Annotated in this window: 18 protein-coding genes; 4 read left to right on the plus strand and 14 right to left on the minus strand. The window is 51.5% G+C overall.

Annotated features, from left to right (window positions below; translation table 11 throughout):
* Positions 1-74 precede the first annotated feature (74 nt).
* The gene (locus NG665_RS06545; RefSeq protein ID WP_252672916.1) at positions 75-761 is read left to right on the plus strand and encodes an exonuclease domain-containing protein; all 687 of its coding nucleotides are present in this window, start codon (positions 75-77) and stop codon (positions 759-761) included.
* 207 nt (positions 762-968) lie between these two features.
* Here NG665_RS06545 and guaB read toward each other — a convergent pair whose 3' ends face one another.
* Positions 969-2135 (minus strand): IMP dehydrogenase, encoded by a 1167-nt coding sequence (guaB, locus tag NG665_RS06550; protein WP_252672917.1) that lies wholly within the window; start codon positions 2133-2135, stop codon positions 969-971.
* Between the two features lie 238 nt (positions 2136-2373).
* Here guaB and NG665_RS06555 point away from each other — a divergent pair, with 238 nt between their 5' ends.
* On the plus strand, positions 2374-2670 hold the full coding sequence (locus NG665_RS06555) for a WhiB family transcriptional regulator (protein ID WP_435366697.1): 297 nt from the start codon (positions 2374-2376) through the stop codon (positions 2668-2670).
* Between the two features lie 106 nt (positions 2671-2776).
* Here NG665_RS06555 and groES read toward each other — a convergent pair whose 3' ends face one another.
* Together groES and NG665_RS06565 are read right to left on the minus strand one after the other, a co-directional pair.
* Positions 2777-3073 carry a co-chaperone GroES gene (gene groES, locus NG665_RS06560; protein ID WP_252672918.1) on the minus strand — a complete coding sequence of 99 codons (297 nt, stop codon included), beginning with the start codon at positions 3071-3073 and terminating at the stop codon, positions 2777-2779.
* The gene (locus NG665_RS06565) at positions 3048-3266 is read right to left on the minus strand and encodes a hypothetical protein (protein WP_252672919.1); all 219 of its coding nucleotides are present in this window, start codon (positions 3264-3266) and stop codon (positions 3048-3050) included. Before NG665_RS06565 ends, groES begins: the two co-directional genes overlap by 26 nt.
* Here NG665_RS06565 and NG665_RS06570 point away from each other — a divergent pair.
* On the plus strand, positions 3265-4458 hold the full coding sequence (locus tag NG665_RS06570) for a class I SAM-dependent methyltransferase (protein WP_252672920.1): 1194 nt from the start codon (positions 3265-3267) through the stop codon (positions 4456-4458). The two genes, NG665_RS06565 and NG665_RS06570, sit on opposite strands and share 2 nt — an antisense overlap.
* 25 nt (positions 4459-4483) lie before the next feature.
* Here the strand turns inward: NG665_RS06570 and tsaD are convergent, their stop codons facing one another.
* The 10 genes from tsaD to NG665_RS06620 form a co-directional block, all read right to left on the minus strand.
* The gene (tsaD, locus tag NG665_RS06575; RefSeq protein WP_252672921.1) at positions 4484-5527 is read right to left on the minus strand and encodes a tRNA (adenosine(37)-N6)-threonylcarbamoyltransferase complex transferase subunit TsaD; all 1044 of its coding nucleotides are present in this window, start codon (positions 5525-5527) and stop codon (positions 4484-4486) included.
* A gap of 144 nt (positions 5528-5671) precedes the next feature.
* Entirely contained in the window at positions 5672-6415 is a 744-nt protein-coding gene (locus tag NG665_RS06580) for a succinate dehydrogenase/fumarate reductase iron-sulfur subunit (RefSeq protein ID WP_252672922.1), read from the minus strand.
* Positions 6412-8382: a fumarate reductase/succinate dehydrogenase flavoprotein subunit gene (locus NG665_RS06585; protein ID WP_252672923.1), complete on the minus strand. Its 1971-nt coding sequence runs from the start codon at positions 8380-8382 to the stop codon at positions 6412-6414. Before NG665_RS06585 ends, NG665_RS06580 begins: the two co-directional genes overlap by 4 nt.
* Before the next feature lie 13 nt (positions 8383-8395).
* The gene (locus tag NG665_RS06590) at positions 8396-9112 is read right to left on the minus strand and encodes a succinate dehydrogenase cytochrome b subunit (RefSeq protein WP_252672924.1); all 717 of its coding nucleotides are present in this window, start codon (positions 9110-9112) and stop codon (positions 8396-8398) included.
* 187 nt (positions 9113-9299) lie between these two features.
* Positions 9300-9800, minus strand: coding sequence for a ribosomal protein S18-alanine N-acetyltransferase (gene rimI, locus NG665_RS06595; RefSeq protein ID WP_252672926.1), 501 nt, complete (start codon positions 9798-9800; stop codon positions 9300-9302).
* Positions 9801-9809: 9 nt separating this feature from the next.
* Positions 9810-10520, minus strand: coding sequence for a tRNA (adenosine(37)-N6)-threonylcarbamoyltransferase complex dimerization subunit type 1 TsaB (gene tsaB / locus NG665_RS06600; protein ID WP_252672928.1), 711 nt, complete (start codon positions 10518-10520; stop codon positions 9810-9812).
* Entirely contained in the window at positions 10517-11386 is an 870-nt protein-coding gene (locus tag NG665_RS06605) for a hypothetical protein (RefSeq protein ID WP_252672929.1), read from the minus strand. Before NG665_RS06605 ends, tsaB begins: the two co-directional genes overlap by 4 nt.
* A gap of 44 nt (positions 11387-11430) precedes the next feature.
* Entirely contained in the window at positions 11431-11964 is a 534-nt protein-coding gene (gene tsaE, locus NG665_RS06610; RefSeq protein WP_252672930.1) for a tRNA (adenosine(37)-N6)-threonylcarbamoyltransferase complex ATPase subunit type 1 TsaE, read from the minus strand.
* Between the two features lie 40 nt (positions 11965-12004).
* Complete coding sequence (gene alr, locus NG665_RS06615; protein ID WP_252672932.1) at positions 12005-13129, minus strand: alanine racemase; 1125 nt, start codon at positions 13127-13129, stop codon at positions 12005-12007.
* 4 nt (positions 13130-13133) lie between these two features.
* Positions 13134-13973 carry an ADP-dependent NAD(P)H-hydrate dehydratase gene (locus tag NG665_RS06620; RefSeq protein ID WP_252672933.1) on the minus strand — a complete coding sequence of 280 codons (840 nt, stop codon included), beginning with the start codon at positions 13971-13973 and terminating at the stop codon, positions 13134-13136.
* 167 nt (positions 13974-14140) lie between these two features.
* Between NG665_RS06620 and coaA the strand changes: the two genes are divergently transcribed.
* On the plus strand, positions 14141-15082 hold the full coding sequence (gene coaA, locus NG665_RS06625) for a type I pantothenate kinase (RefSeq protein ID WP_252672934.1): 942 nt from the start codon (positions 14141-14143) through the stop codon (positions 15080-15082).
* A gap of 51 nt (positions 15083-15133) precedes the next feature.
* On the opposite strand, the gene glmM is transcribed toward coaA, so the two are convergent.
* The gene (gene glmM / locus NG665_RS06630; RefSeq protein WP_252672935.1) at positions 15134-16465 is read right to left on the minus strand and encodes a phosphoglucosamine mutase; all 1332 of its coding nucleotides are present in this window, start codon (positions 16463-16465) and stop codon (positions 15134-15136) included.
* Between the last annotated feature and the right edge of the window lie 125 nt (positions 16466-16590).

Consider the following 16590-nt stretch of genomic DNA (forward strand, 5'->3'; position numbering starts at 1 on the left):
TGTCATAAAATTATGTCGGAGGCTATGCCTATGATGATGGGTATGACCAATAAGCCATAGATGCGGAGAGAAATATGTGGACCAATCATCCCGTTGTAGGGTTTGATACTGAAACTACTGGCGTTGATCCTACCCAAGAACGGTTAGTGACTGCCTCAGTTATTGTTGTTGATCATGAGGGTGCTACCCGGCATTACTGGTTAGCCGATCCTGAAGTAGATATCCCGTTGCAGGCACAAAATGTTCACGGTATTTCTACCGAACAAGCTCGCCGGGAAGGTGAACCTATCGGGAAAGTACTCAGCGAAGTTGCTGAATTATTATCACAGCACATGGCTGCTGGCCATCCGGTGGTGGCATTCAACGCCGCCTATGATCTCACCCTGATCGAATGCGAACTTGAACGTCATGGTTTGCCAACTCTTAAAGAACGATTAGGCCACGAGGTTGGGCCAGTGATTGACCCATATATGCTTGATCGCAGCGTTGATCGTTATCGTAAAGGTAAGCGCCGGTTAGAAAATCTTGCCGAACATTATGGAGTCGCTGATGATGATTCGTTCCATAATGCCGAAGCAGATGTATTGGCAACCCTGCGTGTTTTAGGTGCGATGCTACGCCGCTACCCTGAATTAGCTCATGATTCTTTAGCGCATTTGATGGAGATTCAACAACAAGCCTATACCGAGTTTCAGCAGTTTATTGCAGGTCGAAATGGACGCCAGCTTCACGGGCCACTGCCCTGGCCAGTCACCGCCTAAATTCCATTCATCTAGCCCGCTGCCAACCTTAGCTAGATCGCCGCACTATTAATGCTAGTTCCCCTTCAGTAACTTCGACTTTCTCTGGGTAACTTCGGCTTTCTCTGGGTAACGTCGGCTTTCTCTGGGTAACTTCGCTCAACGAGCCTTAACCCATACTGGGCGAGGCAATAATGTAGTTTGCCTCGCCCAGTATAAGTTAGCTGTTTAGTTCGTGTGATAATTGGGTGCCGCGACCACGTTTTGCACATCGTGTGGATGCGACTCACGCAAACCAGCAGAGGTGATTTGAATAAAGCGACCACGTTTCATATCTGGAATTGAATGGGCTCCAATATAGAACATGGTTTGATGTAAACCACCAACAAGCTGGTAGATAGTTGATTCCACAGGCCCGGTAGCCGAAACTGAAGCTTCAATTCCTTCTGGGACGATCTTCTCATCAGAGTTCACATCTGCTTGGAAGTAGCGATCTTTTGAATACGATACGCGACCACGAGAACTCATTGCTCCCAAAGAGCCCATGCCACGATAGGCCTTCATGCGTTGGCCACTGATCTCAACAACTTCGCCCGGTGATTCATTTGATCCCGCAAGTAAAGAACCCAACATAACCGAGGATGCTCCGGCCACAATTGCCTTACCGATATCGCCCGAATAGTGCAGACCACCATCGGCAATCAGCGGGATACCTGCTGGACCACACGCCTGAGCCGCCAAATGGATAGCAGTAAGCTGTGGAACACCCACACCGGCAACCACGCGCGTGGTACAAATTGACCCCGGACCCACGCCAACCTTGACTGCATCAACTCCGGCATCAATTAAAGCTTGAGCTCCTTCGGTGGTGGCAATATTGCCACCAATGATTTCAACGTGATCGAACTGAGGATCAGCCTTGATCCGCCGAATCTGCTCAAGTGCGAGTTGCGCACCACCGTTAGCAGTATCGACGACGAGGACGTCTACCCCAGCTTGAGCCAAGGCTACAGCCCGCTCCCAAGCATCTCCCCAATAGCCGATCGCAGCACCAACACGCAACCGACCAGACTCATCGACAGTTGCTTTAGCCGAATCGCCATCCGATTCGCCAGCAACCGGTGCAGCCTTAACCTCGGCAACCTGCGCGGCTTGATCCTCGATCGAAGAATTGCGATGCAAAATACCAATACCGCCTAGCCGAGCCATAGCAATTGCCATCCGAGCCTCGGTGACAGTATCCATTGCTGCAGAAATAATCGGCATCTGAAGCTTGATTTTCCGGGTGAGGAACGTCGAAGTATCCACCTCAGAGGGGACAACATTCGTTTCCTCAGGAAGCAAGAGCACATCATCATACGTTAGCCCGGTCAGGGCGAAAGGATTGTCAACCATTCTCTAAGTTTACGTGCTTGTTCCCATTAGCAACAGATTCGCAGAGCTTGCAACGCGTCACTATTTTCACCTGTCTATTTTCACCTGCGAACCCAATCACGCTTAACACGATCTGTCAATGCAAGCAACACCACAGTAAAACTGCTGTTCAATATCACTAACCCCCTTGTTTTCCTGCTAACCACATTGGTAACGTAGACGGAGTTGAAATTGCACCAATGAACAGGACGTGACATTAGTGGTCGCCAGAATTAAGGATGTTTCCGGAGCTCTCGTAGATTTCTGGGACTGGCAAGCTCTTGGTAGCTGTAACGAAATGGACCCCGAGTTCTTCTTCCATCCCGAAGGTGAACGCGGTGGCCCACGTCGTCGGCGAATCGAACGCGCCAAGCGTATCTGCCAAACCTGCCCGGTAATCGAAGAATGTCGCGAGTATGCTCTGGTAAACCATGAGCCCTACGGAGTGTGGGGTGGCCTATCTGAAGAAGAACGCAACCGGCTCATCTCAGCAAAACGCCACAACCGCACCGCCTAGAACGTAGCCGACCTTCTCGGATACGAAACACAACACAAACTACATAACATAACGTACTGGCCCCGCAAACCTAGGTTTGCGGGGCCAGTAGCTATGACATCATCACTTAGTGAGTAACGATGGCAAGTACGTCACGCTGAGAAAGAATCAAGTACTCTTCAGCACCATACTTCACCTCAGTACCACCATACTTGGAGTAAATAACCAGATCGCCAACCTTGACGTCCATAGCAACCCGGTTGCCATTGTCATCTACTCGACCTGGACCTACTGCTACAACTTCACCCTCTTGTGGCTTTTCCTTGGCAGAATCTACCAGGACCAGACCAGAAGCGGTGGTTTCTTCAGCTTCAACCTGCTTAATGACGATACGATCGTCAAGCGGCTTGATGGAGACGGACATCCGACTCCCCCTTCTTTTGCTCGAAATTACTAGCTATCTGCCTGGTTTCGCCGTCGCGGTGTACGAAACCGAGCACCCCGCGGAAATCTTCCGCGTCCATGTATAAGAGTAAGGCGAAATCTAGCACTCGGTCAAAAGGAGTGCCAGTAAATCGCTGAGCGCGAATGTCGAGACCATGAGACGATAGAGACATGACCAAAATCCGCGACCTTCTCACCCCAGCTGGCAAACAGCTCCTTTCTCAGCTACCGCTCTATAATCCTGACGATGTTTTCACGCTCACAGCACGCCTACGGCAAGCCGGATATGACCCCGAACTCATTTCTGCAGCTCTGACCCAGTCTCGCCTGCGCTCCAAAGCCGAACCAAAGTTTGGCCCTTTCGCCTCCGAAATGTTCTTTACCGCCGACGGCGTTGAACAAGCCACTCGATTATCGGTTGGCGTCCATCACGCCCAACGTTTTCGCCTCGCATCCGCCCAGCACATTATCGATCTGGGATGCGGAATCGGAGCTGACTCAATGGCCTTTGCTGGCCTAGGATTGCGCGTCAGTGCGATAGAACGTGATGAAGAGACCGCACTAGCTGCCAAAGCTAATCTCGCCTCGTTCCCAGAAGCTGAGCTCATACACGCAGATGGGCGCGATATCGATCTTGCCCAATTCGATGCTGATGCACTGTGGCTTGATCCTGCTCGCCGGCACAACGGGCACCGGATTAAGGATCCCGAAAACTGGTCTCCAGCGTTATCTACAGCCCTCGACTTAGCGCGCAAATTCCCGGCAGCTGGCATAAAAGTTGCACCCGGTATTGACTATGCTTATCTGCCACAAGATGCCCATGTGCAATGGATCAGCGTCGCCGGAGACCTCCTCGAAGCAGTTATCTGGCTCGGAGCTTGCGCACCAAACCCGGGGCGAAGCGCACTGGTTATTACCTCCGAGCACACCATAAACTACACCGCCCACACCGGCGCACCCAACGTCGATGCAGAACTTGTTGAGCCAGCACCCCTGGGAGCTTATCTTTACGAACCAGATCCGGCCATTATTCGAGCCGGCGGAATTGGGCGGATATGTCAGGATTTCCAGCTCAGTCCGGTCTCACACAATATCGCCTATCTCACCGGCACTCAGGCTCACGATACGCCGTTGCTGACTCGCTTTGCCGTCCGTGACGTCTTAGCCTTCGATACGAAGAAGGTGCGATCATATCTGGTCGCGAACCAGATCGGCGTCGTCGAAATTAAAAAACGCGCAACGACGCTAGATCCAGTCTCGTGGCGTAAAAAATTAAAGCTGAACCCCAAGCACAGCGCACAAGCCACGCTCATTGTTACCCCGCTAGCTGGCCAACATCGTGTGGTTGTAGCCCAACGCGCCTAAGCAGACCTCGATGGGCGCGCCGGGCTTAGTAGATGATGGTTGTTTCGCGCGCTAAGCCAGAATCAACCGTAATATTCAATGGTGATGGTTCTACCCCGTTGCGCACCATCTCCCAACCCAAAGCCGCGATCATGGCGCCATTATCGGTACAGTAACGAATCGGTGGAATACGTACCGTCACACCGTATTCTTCGCCGCGCTCCTGGGCAAGTTCACGCAAGCGAGAATTAGCTGAAAAGCCGCCACCAATAACGAGAGTGTCACAGTTATTGCGCTTACATGCTTCAAAGGCTTTACGAGAAAGAACGTCAGTTACCGCTTCTGAAAAACCAGCAGCGATATCTGCTTTAGGGATTTCCGCACCGCGTGCCTGCAGTCCTTCGATGTGACGAGCAACCGCGGTTTTTAGCCCCGAGAAGGAATAATCATAAGCGTGCACGTCTTTATCTTTTACCCGGCTTAGTCCGCGCGGGAAACGGATAGCGTTGCGATCCCCTTCTTGGGCTAGGCGATCGATATGCGGACCACCCGGGTAGGGCAAACCTAAGAGCCGGCCCACTTTATCAAAGGCTTCACCGGCAGCATCGTCAAGTGTTCCACCAAGTTCGACGACGTCGGTGGCAATGTTGCGCACGTGAAGTAAGTGAGAGTGACCACCAGAAACAACAAGACCAATGAAGTGTTCGGGGAATTCTCCGTGGACGAGTTGGTCAACTGCAATATGGCCGATGATATGGTTTACGCCATAAAACGGTTTATTGAGTGCCAGAGCCAAGGACTTCGCTGCCGAAACACCAACAGTTAGCGGGCCAACCAGACCAGGGCCAGCTGTTGCTGCAATCGCATCAACCTCATCAAGGCTAACGCCAGCTTTTTCTAGAGCCGCATCAAGGGTGGGAAGAAACTGTTCTAAATGTGCACGTGAAGCAATCTCCGGAATGATGCCCCCATATCGGGCATATTCATCCATCGAGGTTGCCGTAACATCGGCTAACAACTCTCCGTCTCGCACCAAAGCGATACCGGTCTCATCACATGATGTCTCAACACCTAAAATCAGTTCATTCACGCTCCCCAGTTTAATAGATTCCTACCTCTATGTATCTCGCACATGTTGTTAAATGCCGGACATCGCGCATCTATACCTCATCCCCCAGATACACGAGGGCCACAACCATGAATGGTTGTGGCCCTCGATATGTGGCTAATTGTTTTACCGTCCGTGTGCCATTGACTTCATCAAGTCACGGTTGAGCATTGAGATAAGCTCCAACGGAACTTCCTTCGGGCACGCAGCTGCACATGCACCAACATTGGTGCAACCACCAAAGCCTTCGGAATCGTGTTGAGAAAGCATGCTAACCACGCGATCTAGACGCTCTGGCTGACCTTGCGGAAGCAAACCTAGGTGCATGACCTTAGCGGAGGTGAACAACATAGCTGAACCGTTCGGGCAGGCAGCAACACACGCGCCACAGCCAATACATGCAGCTGCTTCGAAAGCGCGATCTGCATGATCTTTGGGAACTGGCACAGCGTGTGCGTCTGGAGCCGCACCGGTGTTTACCGAAATGTATCCACCTGCTTGGACGATACGATCCAAAGCGGAACGATCCACAACCAAGTCCTTCAAGACCGGGAAAGCGGTTGAACGCCATGGCTCAATCGTAATGGTGTCACCATCTTTAAACGAACGCATATGGAGCTGACAGGTGGTGGTAACCAACGGACCATGCGGATCGCCGTTGATGACGATACCACACTGACCACAAATACCTTCACGGCAGTCAGAATCAAATGCGACTGGCTCTTCACCCTTGGCAAAGAGTTCTTCGTTTAGCTGGTCAAGCATCTCCAAGAAGGATGCCGTCTCATCAACGTCAGCGATCGTGTGGGTATCGAAATGACCCTTATCGCCGCGGCCATTTTGCCGCCAAAATTCAAGATTAATTTTCACTTGTAGCTCCGCTGCTTCATCTCGACGAATTCGTACTTGAGGTCTTCCTTGTGGAGAATTGGTGCGTCATTATCGCCGCCCCATTCCCAAGCTGCTACGTAAGCGAAGTTTTCGTCATCACGAAGTGCTTCACCTTCTTCAGTTTGGGATTCAGCACGGAAGTGTCCACCACAAGATTCACGGCGGTGGAGGGCATCGATACACATCAACTCACCAAGCTCTAAGAAGTCAGCCACACGGCCAGCCTTCTCCAAGGATTGGTTGAGCTCATCTGGATCGCCTGGAACGCGAACATTTTGCCAGAAGTCCTTACGCAATTCGCGAATCATACCGATGGCCTTCTTCAAGCCTTCTTCGGTACGTTCCATGCCGCAATACTCCCACATGATGTTTCCAAGTTCTTTATGGAACGAATCAACGGATCGGTTGCCCTTGTTGTTAACAAAGAACTCGATGCGCTTTTCAATCCCTTCGCGAGCTTCAACAACAGCAGGATGATCTTCAGTGATCTTGTCAAATGGCCCATCAGCGAGGTAGTCGTTAATGGTGTTAGGCAAAACGAAGTAACCATCTGCAAGTCCTTGCATCAGTGCCGAAGCACCAAGCCGGTTTGCACCATGATCGGAGAAGTTTGCCTCACCGGTAACAAACAAACCTGGGATTGAAGACTGCAAATCGTAATCAACCCACAAGCCACCCATCGTGTAGTGAACTGCTGGGTAGATACGCATCGGTACTTCGTATGGATCATCGCCGGTGATTTGCTTGTACATATCGAACAAGTTGCCGTACTTGGCCGAGACAACGTCTTTGCCCATACGCGCAATAGCATCGGAGAAGTCGAGGTAGACACCGCGTGCAACACCGTCGATTTCCGGGCCAACGCCACGGCCATCATCACACATATTCTTTGCTTGACGTGAAGCAATATCGCGTGGCACCAAGTTACCGAATGCAGGATAGATACGCTCTAGGTAGTAGTCGCGATCTTGTTCTGGGATATCGCGTGGATCCTTCTTGCAATCTTCTGCTTTCTTCGGAACCCAAATGCGACCATCGTTACGCAAGGATTCTGACATCAAGGTCAGCTTCGATTGCGAAGATCCATGTTGAGGAATACACGTTGGGTGGATCTGGGTGTAGCACGGGTTACCGAAGTAGGCACCCTTGCGGTGTGCACGCCAAATCGCAGTGCCGTTACAGCCCATAGCGTTAGTGGACAAGAAGAAGACGTTTCCGTATCCACCAGTACCCAAAACAACAGCATCAGCCAGGTGAGTTTCAACTTCACCAGTGACCATATCGCGGGCAATGATTCCGCGAGCGCGGCCATCAACGACGATGAGTTCAACCATTTCGTGACGTGGGTAAGCAGTTACGGTACCGGCTTTAACTTGACGCATCAAGGCTTGGTAAGCGCCGATCAAAAGCTGCTGGCCGGTTTGGCCGCGAGCATAGAACGTACGCGAAACCTGGACACCACCAAAGGAACGGTTATCAAGCAAACCACCGTATTCACGAGCGAATGGAACACCTTGCGCCACACACTGGTCAATGATGTTTGCAGATACCTCTGCTAGGCGGTAAACATTGGTTTCACGGGAACGGTAGTCCCCACCCTTGATGGTGTCATAGAACAACCGGTAGGTTGAATCGTTATCGTTCTTGTAATTCTTCGCAGCGTTGATACCGCCCTGAGCAGCAATAGAGTGTGCTCGACGAGCCGAATCCTGGTAGAAGAACGCCTTGACGTTGTAACCCATCTCGCCCAGTGAAGCCGCACCGGCGCCACCAGCAAGACCGGTACCGACAACAATAACGTTGAGCTTACGGCGGTTTGCGGGGTTAACTAGACGGGCGCTGAACTTGCGCTGTTCCCATTTTTGGGCGATATCGCCGCTAGGAGCTTTAGTATCAGCAATTGGTTCGCCTGTGCGGTACAGGCCATCAATCAAAGTTTCAGTCATGATCTTCTCCTCCTTACGCGACGATCAATCCGAATAGGATAGCTGTTGGTGGGATCATGAAGCCCAAGAACACAGCCAAACCTATAATCCCGGCGACAATCTTAAATCCGCGTTCCCGACGGCGAGTGTTTAAGCCCAGCGTTGCCAACGCAGACCATACACCGTGTGAGACGTGCAAAGCGATTGAACCAAGGGAAATGAAGTAGATTAGCCATACCCACCACAGCGAGAAGCCGTAGATCATATTGTGGTATGGATCGTGTACATCGTATGGGCCACCGAGCTGGAGAGCTAACACCGTGTACTGCAAGATGTGGAAGACCACGAACAGTGCAATGATGATGCCACCATAGCGCATGGTTGCAGCAGTGTAGGAGTACTTCACGCCAACTTTAGAACCGGAGTTGACCTTGTACTTTTCCCGGCCACGTGCTTGGTTTCCACGCTTCCACAGCTTAATGGCTGCGTACATGTGCCCAGTGATACATAAAAGCAAGACAATACGGAAGATCCACAATGCCCACAGCTTTGGCAGGATCGGGTAGAGCAGACCGTGCTTGAGCCAGTCTGCATAATGGTTGTACTCATCTGCACCCAGGAACATCTTAAAGTTTCCGAATGCATGGAAGAGTAGGAAGAGAACAATAAACAAGCCGGTCACAGCCATGAGCACTTTGAGTGCTACGGTGGTCTTGCGACCGCGAATTTCTACAGATGTTGAATTAGCCACGAGTCGAAGATAGCAAATGAGATAGCGAAAATCCGGGTCTTTAGTAATATGGACGCTTCAAAAGTAAATATCGAAGAAAATATCGCCGGAATCGAATATGAGTTTATGGCTCTATATCAATGGTTTGCGTGCCTGTAGAGCTAGGTGAGATACCGGAAACTAATTATGTAAGTATTTAGGTGCGAAATTAGGTTTCGCGAAGCATCACGACTGCGTCGTCGTCCGAATAATATCGTTTGCGCACCGCTATTGGAGAAAAACCCGCAGCTCGGTACATGTTCTGCACGTGTGTTGCTTTGGAGCGCACCTCAAGAAAAACCCGGTTCACGCCGCGAGTCTCGGCAATATCTAGGAGCGCTGCCAGTAACCGTTGCCCTATGCCTTGGCGCTGGAACTGTGGCGCAACCGCCAAGGTTAAGATCTCGGCGTCGTCGAAATAGGAAACGCCACCCACACCAACGATCTCACCAAAAGAACGCATCGGTTCCGGCTCTGCCTCTAACACGATGTAGGTACGCGACTGGGCTGCCAGCTCTTGAGCCCAGACCGCCTCCGGCCAGGCGTCCGGACCAAAAACACGGCGATCGAAGTCGGCTAGGCGGCCCGCCCATGAAGCTGGCACACGGCGCGCGGCAAACCCGGCGATCTCGGCGGGGAAGAAACTATCCGGAATAAAGCAAGAGCTCATGGGATCAGGTTAGTTAGCTGCGTAGGGGTTACCTTCGGCAGCTGGTTGAGAATGCCCGGCTTCATGGACGTCAGGACGACGTAGGTACTGCGGCTCGGTATCTAACGTGAGGTTTTCCCCGGCCTGAATTCGCGCAATTCGAGACTGGACCAACCGGGCCATGACCGCTGGTGCAAACCCAACCTCAACGCGGTGGACGCCAACGCTCGGGTAAAGATCGGCTTCACTGACGGCTACCACACCAGGTTGCGCGGCAATCATTTGGGCAACCTCATCGGGCTTGTAAATACTTGGACCTTGGACGATCTCGACGTCGTCTGCTCCCAGCGCATGCATCCGAGCAGCAAAGACTTCCTTACGCCGAGCATCAATCATCGGCACGATAATTTGCGCCCCTTGGTCAAGTGCGCCTAGCGCCATAATATCTAGTGAGGATAATCCATACAGCTCAACATTCCAGGCCCGCGCCAACGTGCGGGCAGTTACTAGCCCGGCGCGCAAACCAGTAAAAGCACCCGGACCAGTTCCAACAATAACGGCATCAGGAGCTGAGATACCGGCGATGTCTAAAACACTGCGCACCATCGGAGCCAACAATTCCGCATGATGGCGTTTATGGGGTGAGGATTCTACCGCCAACTCTCGTACTACGCCGAGGTCCCATTGGGCAAGACCAACAGTAATTGCCGCACTGGTATCGATAGTGAGATAGATGGTCATAGTGTGTCCTTTTCTTCGTCCAAACGTGGTGGTTGGGAGATATGTGGGTGAATCAAAAGCCGCGCTTTAGCGAAAGGATCCCAGCGGTTACGAGGATGTTGATCAGTAATCGCCGTCGACGCCGATTCCTCTTGTTCGTCGCGATTGAAACGTTTATCATCAGCCCATTTGAGCCATGCGAGAGAAAACAGAGCTATCGTGGCAAGAATGGCGATAACCACCGCAAACCTCGTCGCAGTTAAATATGTTTCTGGCGTAGCGGTACTTTGCGTATCTACCGTTCGGGGTTTAACGGTAGCGTCATTAGCAATCAGATCGGCGCGATGAGACATAAAAATATCGAAGGGAACATTACCCAACACATACTCCTCGCCTTTAGCATCACCTGGTTCGATTAAACCTTCACTGTAGGCAAACCACGCCTGGAGTTGACGATCATAGATGAGGGTAGTTGCCCCCTGACGAATACCTCCAACTTCAGTTCCTAACCGCACATCGGCAAAAAGTTCTGTATTGGTACGCCGAGAAGCCAATTGCCCTTCGGTGTGCAACACCCCAATCGCCTGCCCATCTTTTAACACCGGCGCAATCCATATTGAAGACTCTACGAAAGCTGTTTGCGGATTAAGCAACTCACTTTCGTCACTGACAAAGGTAAACGCACGTATCGGGGTACCCAGACTAAGAAGTTTAAGATCTTGATCGACCTCTTCACCAAAAACATCCTCGCCTTGAGCTAAAACAATCTCCAAACCTGTGGTTTCGAACCAGGCTAGGTTAGCTTCGGGGTCATTTTCTTCGGAGGTGTGCCCATAGGCTACCGCAGGGAATGACATCACCATACATGACATTAACATCGCCAACACAGCCCGAGCCTGCCATCTCCTGGGCAAAACACTAAAGCCCATCATCACTCCGTTGTGCTTTCCCACGAAGCGTCCGCAATCTCAGCTGCTAGGATCTGTTGTAACTCTTGGCCACGATGCCCGTGTGCATGAACTTTAATCACTCGCGGAGCATCAACAAATAAATCTTCTGGTTCCAAACCGAGATCTGCACCTTGGGGACGTTCGATAAAAAGTTCTAAGCGATCTTCAGAAAGAACCTCAACTTTTCCTGCCCCCCATTCAACTACAGTTAATGATTCTTCGAGCGAAGCATCAAGATCTAACGCATCTAGCTCTTCAATGGAGGTCAATCTATATGCATCAACATGGACCAAATCTAACTGGGTGCCGTGGTGAATCTGGGCGATAACAAATGTAGGAGAAGAAACTGCGCCCTTGACTCCCAAACCTCGCGCAATCCCCTGAGTCATCGTCGTCTTTCCCGCACCTAACGGTCCAGTAAGCATCACAAGGTCACCCGGTTGCGCGTTGCGAGCAATCACAGCACCAATATTTTGAATATCAGCAACTGTGGGAGCTTCAAGTGACAAGATCATAACCGTTTCCTTCACACTAATTACGATAACGTTGCGTATTTTACTCTACCGGGATGCGCGCAATACGCGGTCCGAGATGACAAAATATTTCATAATTGATTGTATCGGTCTTTTGCGCCCAATCATCGGCAGTTAAATAACCATTGTTTGCCGGACCGAAAAGCACAATCGTATCACCGGCTTGAGCTTGCGGGGCTTCAATAACAAACTGATCCATACACACCACCCCACGAATAGGTGCTTGCTGATCATTAGCAGTAACTGATAACTTATCCGAAGCGTGCCGCAAAATACCATCAGCGTAGCCCACCGGAACCACCGCTAACCGGGTGTGATGATCAGTGACAAACGTATGCCCATAAGACACCCCCACTCCTGGCGGGACATCTCGGGTGAGAATAACATCGGCTTCTAAAGTCATTAACGCCTCAAGTCCAAGATCGTGCCCACTAGCGCGTGCCGGGTTAGGGCTAAGACCATACAACACAATTCCTGGACGAACCATGTCATAGTGGGTTTTTCGATGCCACAAAATACCCGCAGAGGCCGCCAAATGGCACAACTCAATATCAACCCCAGCTTGGCGAGCATAAGCTCGAGCCTGCTCAAAACGAGCCACTTGTTGATCTGTTACCGCGTCCCCATTTCGATCATCGGCACACGAAAGATGCGACCATAGCCCAACAACCTCGACTATCCCATCGCGAGCCAAAGCCTTAACCTGTTCAAACACATCAGGAAGATCGCCAAGATCAAAACCGCCACGCGTCATCCCCGTATCGACTTTGATATGTATGCGAGCAGCACGCCCACTTGCGCGCGCCGCAGCCGAAATTTCATCAATCGCCCACTGTGAGCCCACCGATAAATCAATGTTTTGTTCGATGGCTCGTTGGAAATTAGCTCCCGGGGCATAAATCCAGGCAAGGATATGGCCATGAGTATGAGTTTGACGTAACGCTAACGCCTCATTTAACTGAGCCAACCCCAGCCAGTCAATACCAGCTTCCCAGGCCCATTGGGCAATGAGTTCTACGCCGTGGCCATAGCCATTAGCCTTAACAATGGCCATGAGTTTAGCATCGGTATGCTGACGTAGGACGTCGATGTTTTGCTCAAACGCACGCCGCGAAATCAGCGCACGTGCCGGAGCTTGATTCATCATAGTCTCACCTTAATGGATTAAGTATCTGGCAGATTATCGGACCTAGTGCATCACTAATGTTACTCGCCTTAATCGGGTATCCAACTCCAGCGTTAGCACCAGCAGCGAGATTTGCGGCACGCCCATGCAGATAAGCCCCTGCTGCCGCCAGCCAGGCCGCATCAACAGCGCTACGTTGTTGTGCTTGCCACAACGTCAGTAACGCCCCTACAATCCCGGCATAAACATCACCAGCACCTGCTGTTGCCCGCCACGAGGTAGCACCCGACTGGATAAACACTTTCCCAACCGGATCTGCAATAACGTCATTGTTCGCCGTCGTCGCCACAACCGCACCGGTTAGCTTCGCAGCCAATCGCGTATAGGAAACCATATCGTTTTCAACCTGCGCCCGCGAAACGTCTTCCCCGCGAGCGCGCAATAATTCAGCCAATTCTCCCGGATGAGGGGTTAAGACGTGGTGTGGACTAAGGCGGCGCTGGCCGATCATGTTAAGGCCACCAGCATCAAATACTGCCGGTAGCCCCGAATCCACTACAGTATCAATCGGAACCGTCATATCTTCTTCGGCGCTGATCCCCGATCCGATAAGCCAAGCTTGAACTTGGCCGAAGATGGGCACAACCTCAGGATACCGAGAAATCACCAGCGGGCTTGTCCCCAAGTAGCGCACCATGCCTGGCCCACAACTCAAAGCCGCCCCCACACTTAATACGCCAGCACCCGGATATTGCGCTGAACCAGTAACAACCCCCAATACCCCGCGCGTGTACTTATGGTCATCAGCACCCGGTATCGGCCACCAGCGTCGAATATCATCATCTGTTACCGACGATACTGCCACAGCTCCCCCTCACCAACATCACAACTACGAACACGTTCGAACACGCCACTATCACTACCCTACCGGCTACTACAGCACTGCGTGCGATCAGGTAGCGCGCTACATCAAAAACACAACGATTTTTGCTGAAACTGGCATTAGAGCCGAATTATTGCCACAATCGAAACATGTATAGCTCTGATCTTTCGGCCTTCGTCACATTTTCCCGGGAAGAATGGGCAAATCTTGCCCAAAGCGCAGAACTGCCCCTCACGGCAGCAGATATCCAACATTTAGCAGCCCTAGGAGACCCCATCACGCTGGCTGAAGTCGATGCGATCTATCGGCCACTAACTGCGCTGATGCACATGTACGCGCGCAATACCGAACGATTATTTTCCGAATCGAAGAACTTTCTGGGATTTAACGAGCTGCGCGTTCCCTGGATCGTAGGAATAGCTGGATCTGTATCTGCCGGAAAATCAACCGTGGCCCGGCTCCTGCGCGAATTATTGAGCCGATCACCGCAAACACCACGAGTTGATCTGGTGACCACCGACGGATTTCTACTCCCCAACAAAGTCCTCGATCAGCGTCGGCTACTAACCCGAAAAGGATTCCCCGAATCCTATGACCGACGAGCAATTCTAGCTTTCTTAGCCGCAGTAAAATCAGGACGCCGCCACGTCACCGCCCCAGTTTATGACCACGTAACCTACGATATTGTCCCCAACGAATACATCGTCGTCGATCGTCCAGATATTTTAATCGTCGAAGGACTCAACGTCTTACAACCAGCGCCTGGAATCGCCGCCCACGAATTTTCTGCCGTATCAGACTTCTTCGACTTCACCATCTACGTCGACGCACCCGAAGACGCCCTCGAACGCTGGTACATCGAACGATTTTTAAAGTTACGTTCCACCGCTTTTACAAACGACGCCTCCTATTTCCGTAACTATGCAAACTTGACTGATGATCAAGCACGCGAAACAGCACGTCAAATCTGGGGAGCGATCAACTTGCCCAACCTCAGGCACAATATTGCGCCAACTCGCAACCGCGCCACCGTCGTCCTAACCAAAGGCGAAGAGCACAATATCGAACAAGTCAAAGTGCGCAAACTCTAAACCATCGTAACTGAGCTGGACCGGCTTGAGGGCCCAGCTAAGCTAGTAGGCCTAAAGCGCTAAGCGTTGAGCAACAATATCAGCCAACCGCCCAGCTATTCCATCGGCTTGTTCTTGGCTAGCGGCTTCAACCATCACTCGCACCAAGGGTTCAGTACCAGATGCACGCAACAATACCCGGCCAGTATCACCCAACTCAGCTTCAGCTACCGCCACCTCATCAGCAATAAGATCGGTGCGCGCCTTATCTACATTCGGCACATTAATCAACGTTTGCGGTAAGCGTGAAATAAACGAGACAGCATCTTCAAGGGTACCCCCGCGGTGCGCCATCTCAGAAGCCACCATGATTGCAGTGAGCGTGCCGTCACCAGTTGTTGCATGGTGGAGGTTGATCACGTGGCCAGACTGCTCACCACCGAGCATATAGCCGTGAGCCAACATTTCTTCAAGAACGTAGCGATCGCCCACTTTTGTTGCAACGACGTCGATTCCCGCTTCGCGCATCGCCAACGTTAAACCGAGGTTAGACATCACGGTAGCCACCAGCGTATTTCCAGCCAAGAGCCCCTGATCTTTGAGGGAAACTGCTAATAGCCCCATAATCTGATCGCCGTCAACAATTTTGCCGGCAGCATTAACAGCCAAACAACGATCTGCATCGCCGTCGAATGCAAACCCAAAATCTGCCTGCGATGCAACAACCATTGCTTGAAGTTGTTCGGGATGAGTAGACCCGGCATTGCGGTTGATGTTTTTTCCATCTGGAGAAGCATTAATAACTGAAACGTCAGCGCCTAATTCTTGGAGTGCCGCCGGTGCCACATTCGATGCTGCGCCGTTCGCACAGTCAAGGATGATACGTAACCCAGATAAATCTGCACCGCATCGGATCAAGTGGTCGATATATACTTGGTCAGACACGATGGCGTTTTCGCGCATATACCCCACACCAGCGCCAATGGGACGATCCCATTCCTGGCCGAGAACTGCCTCAATTTCATCTTCGATCGCATCGTCAAGTTTGAAGCCATCTCCAGAAATAAACTTAATTCCATTATCGGGCATGGCGTTATGCGAAGCAGAGATCATCACGCCCAAATCATAATCACGCGCCGAGGTGAGGTAGGCAATGCCCGGAGTGGGAATTTCGCGGACGTGTTCGACATCAACACCTGCCGATGATAGTCCGGCAGCAACAGCGTGACTCAACATACCTGACGATTGCCGAGTATCGCGCCCAACGATAGCTTTGGGGCGATGGCCTTTGACGTTGCGCGCCAGAACTCGAGCCGCTGCCTCACCAAGCTGTAGTGCGAACGGCGCAGTGATCTCCCGATTAGCTAAACCCCGAACGCCGTCGGTACCAAATAGACGTGCCATTGATGTCTCCTCGTATTGCACTGATGATTATTAAAGCGTAGTACATACCCGAGGCTTTACAGAGAACATCGGCAGGAGTTTTTATTTTTTGTAAAAACTCCTGCACGCGAGGCGAAGGTGAAAGA

This window comes from Arcanobacterium pinnipediorum, from assembly GCF_023973165.1.
Taxonomy (GTDB): domain Bacteria; phylum Actinomycetota; class Actinomycetes; order Actinomycetales; family Actinomycetaceae; genus Arcanobacterium; species Arcanobacterium pinnipediorum.

Excerpts from the sequence above, each read along its gene's own strand:
- guaB (WP_252672917.1), bottom strand. The coding sequence starts at position 2,135 with ATGGTTGACAATCCTTTCGCCCTGACCGGGCTAACGTATGATGATGTG.
- glmM (WP_252672935.1), bottom strand. The coding sequence starts at position 16,465 with ATGGCACGTCTATTTGGTACCGACGGCGTTCGGGGTTTAGCTAATCGG.
- tsaE (WP_252672930.1), bottom strand. The coding sequence starts at position 11,964 with ATGATCTTGTCACTTGAAGCTCCCACAGTTGCTGATATTCAAAATATT.
- rimI (WP_252672926.1), bottom strand. The coding sequence starts at position 9,800 with ATGAGCTCTTGCTTTATTCCGGATAGTTTCTTCCCCGCCGAGATCGCC.
- NG665_RS06565 (WP_252672919.1), bottom strand. The coding sequence starts at position 3,266 with ATGTCTCTATCGTCTCATGGTCTCGACATTCGCGCTCAGCGATTTACT.
- NG665_RS06545 (WP_252672916.1), top strand. The coding sequence starts at position 75 with ATGTGGACCAATCATCCCGTTGTAGGGTTTGATACTGAAACTACTGGC.
- tsaB (WP_252672928.1), bottom strand. The coding sequence starts at position 10,520 with ATGACCATCTATCTCACTATCGATACCAGTGCGGCAATTACTGTTGGT.
- coaA (WP_252672934.1), top strand. The coding sequence starts at position 14,141 with ATGTATAGCTCTGATCTTTCGGCCTTCGTCACATTTTCCCGGGAAGAA.
- groES (WP_252672918.1), bottom strand. The coding sequence starts at position 3,073 with ATGTCCGTCTCCATCAAGCCGCTTGACGATCGTATCGTCATTAAGCAG.
- alr (WP_252672932.1), bottom strand. The coding sequence starts at position 13,129 with ATGATGAATCAAGCTCCGGCACGTGCGCTGATTTCGCGGCGTGCGTTT.
- NG665_RS06570 (WP_252672920.1), top strand. The coding sequence starts at position 3,265 with ATGACCAAAATCCGCGACCTTCTCACCCCAGCTGGCAAACAGCTCCTT.
- NG665_RS06585 (WP_252672923.1), bottom strand. The coding sequence starts at position 8,382 with ATGACTGAAACTTTGATTGATGGCCTGTACCGCACAGGCGAACCAATT.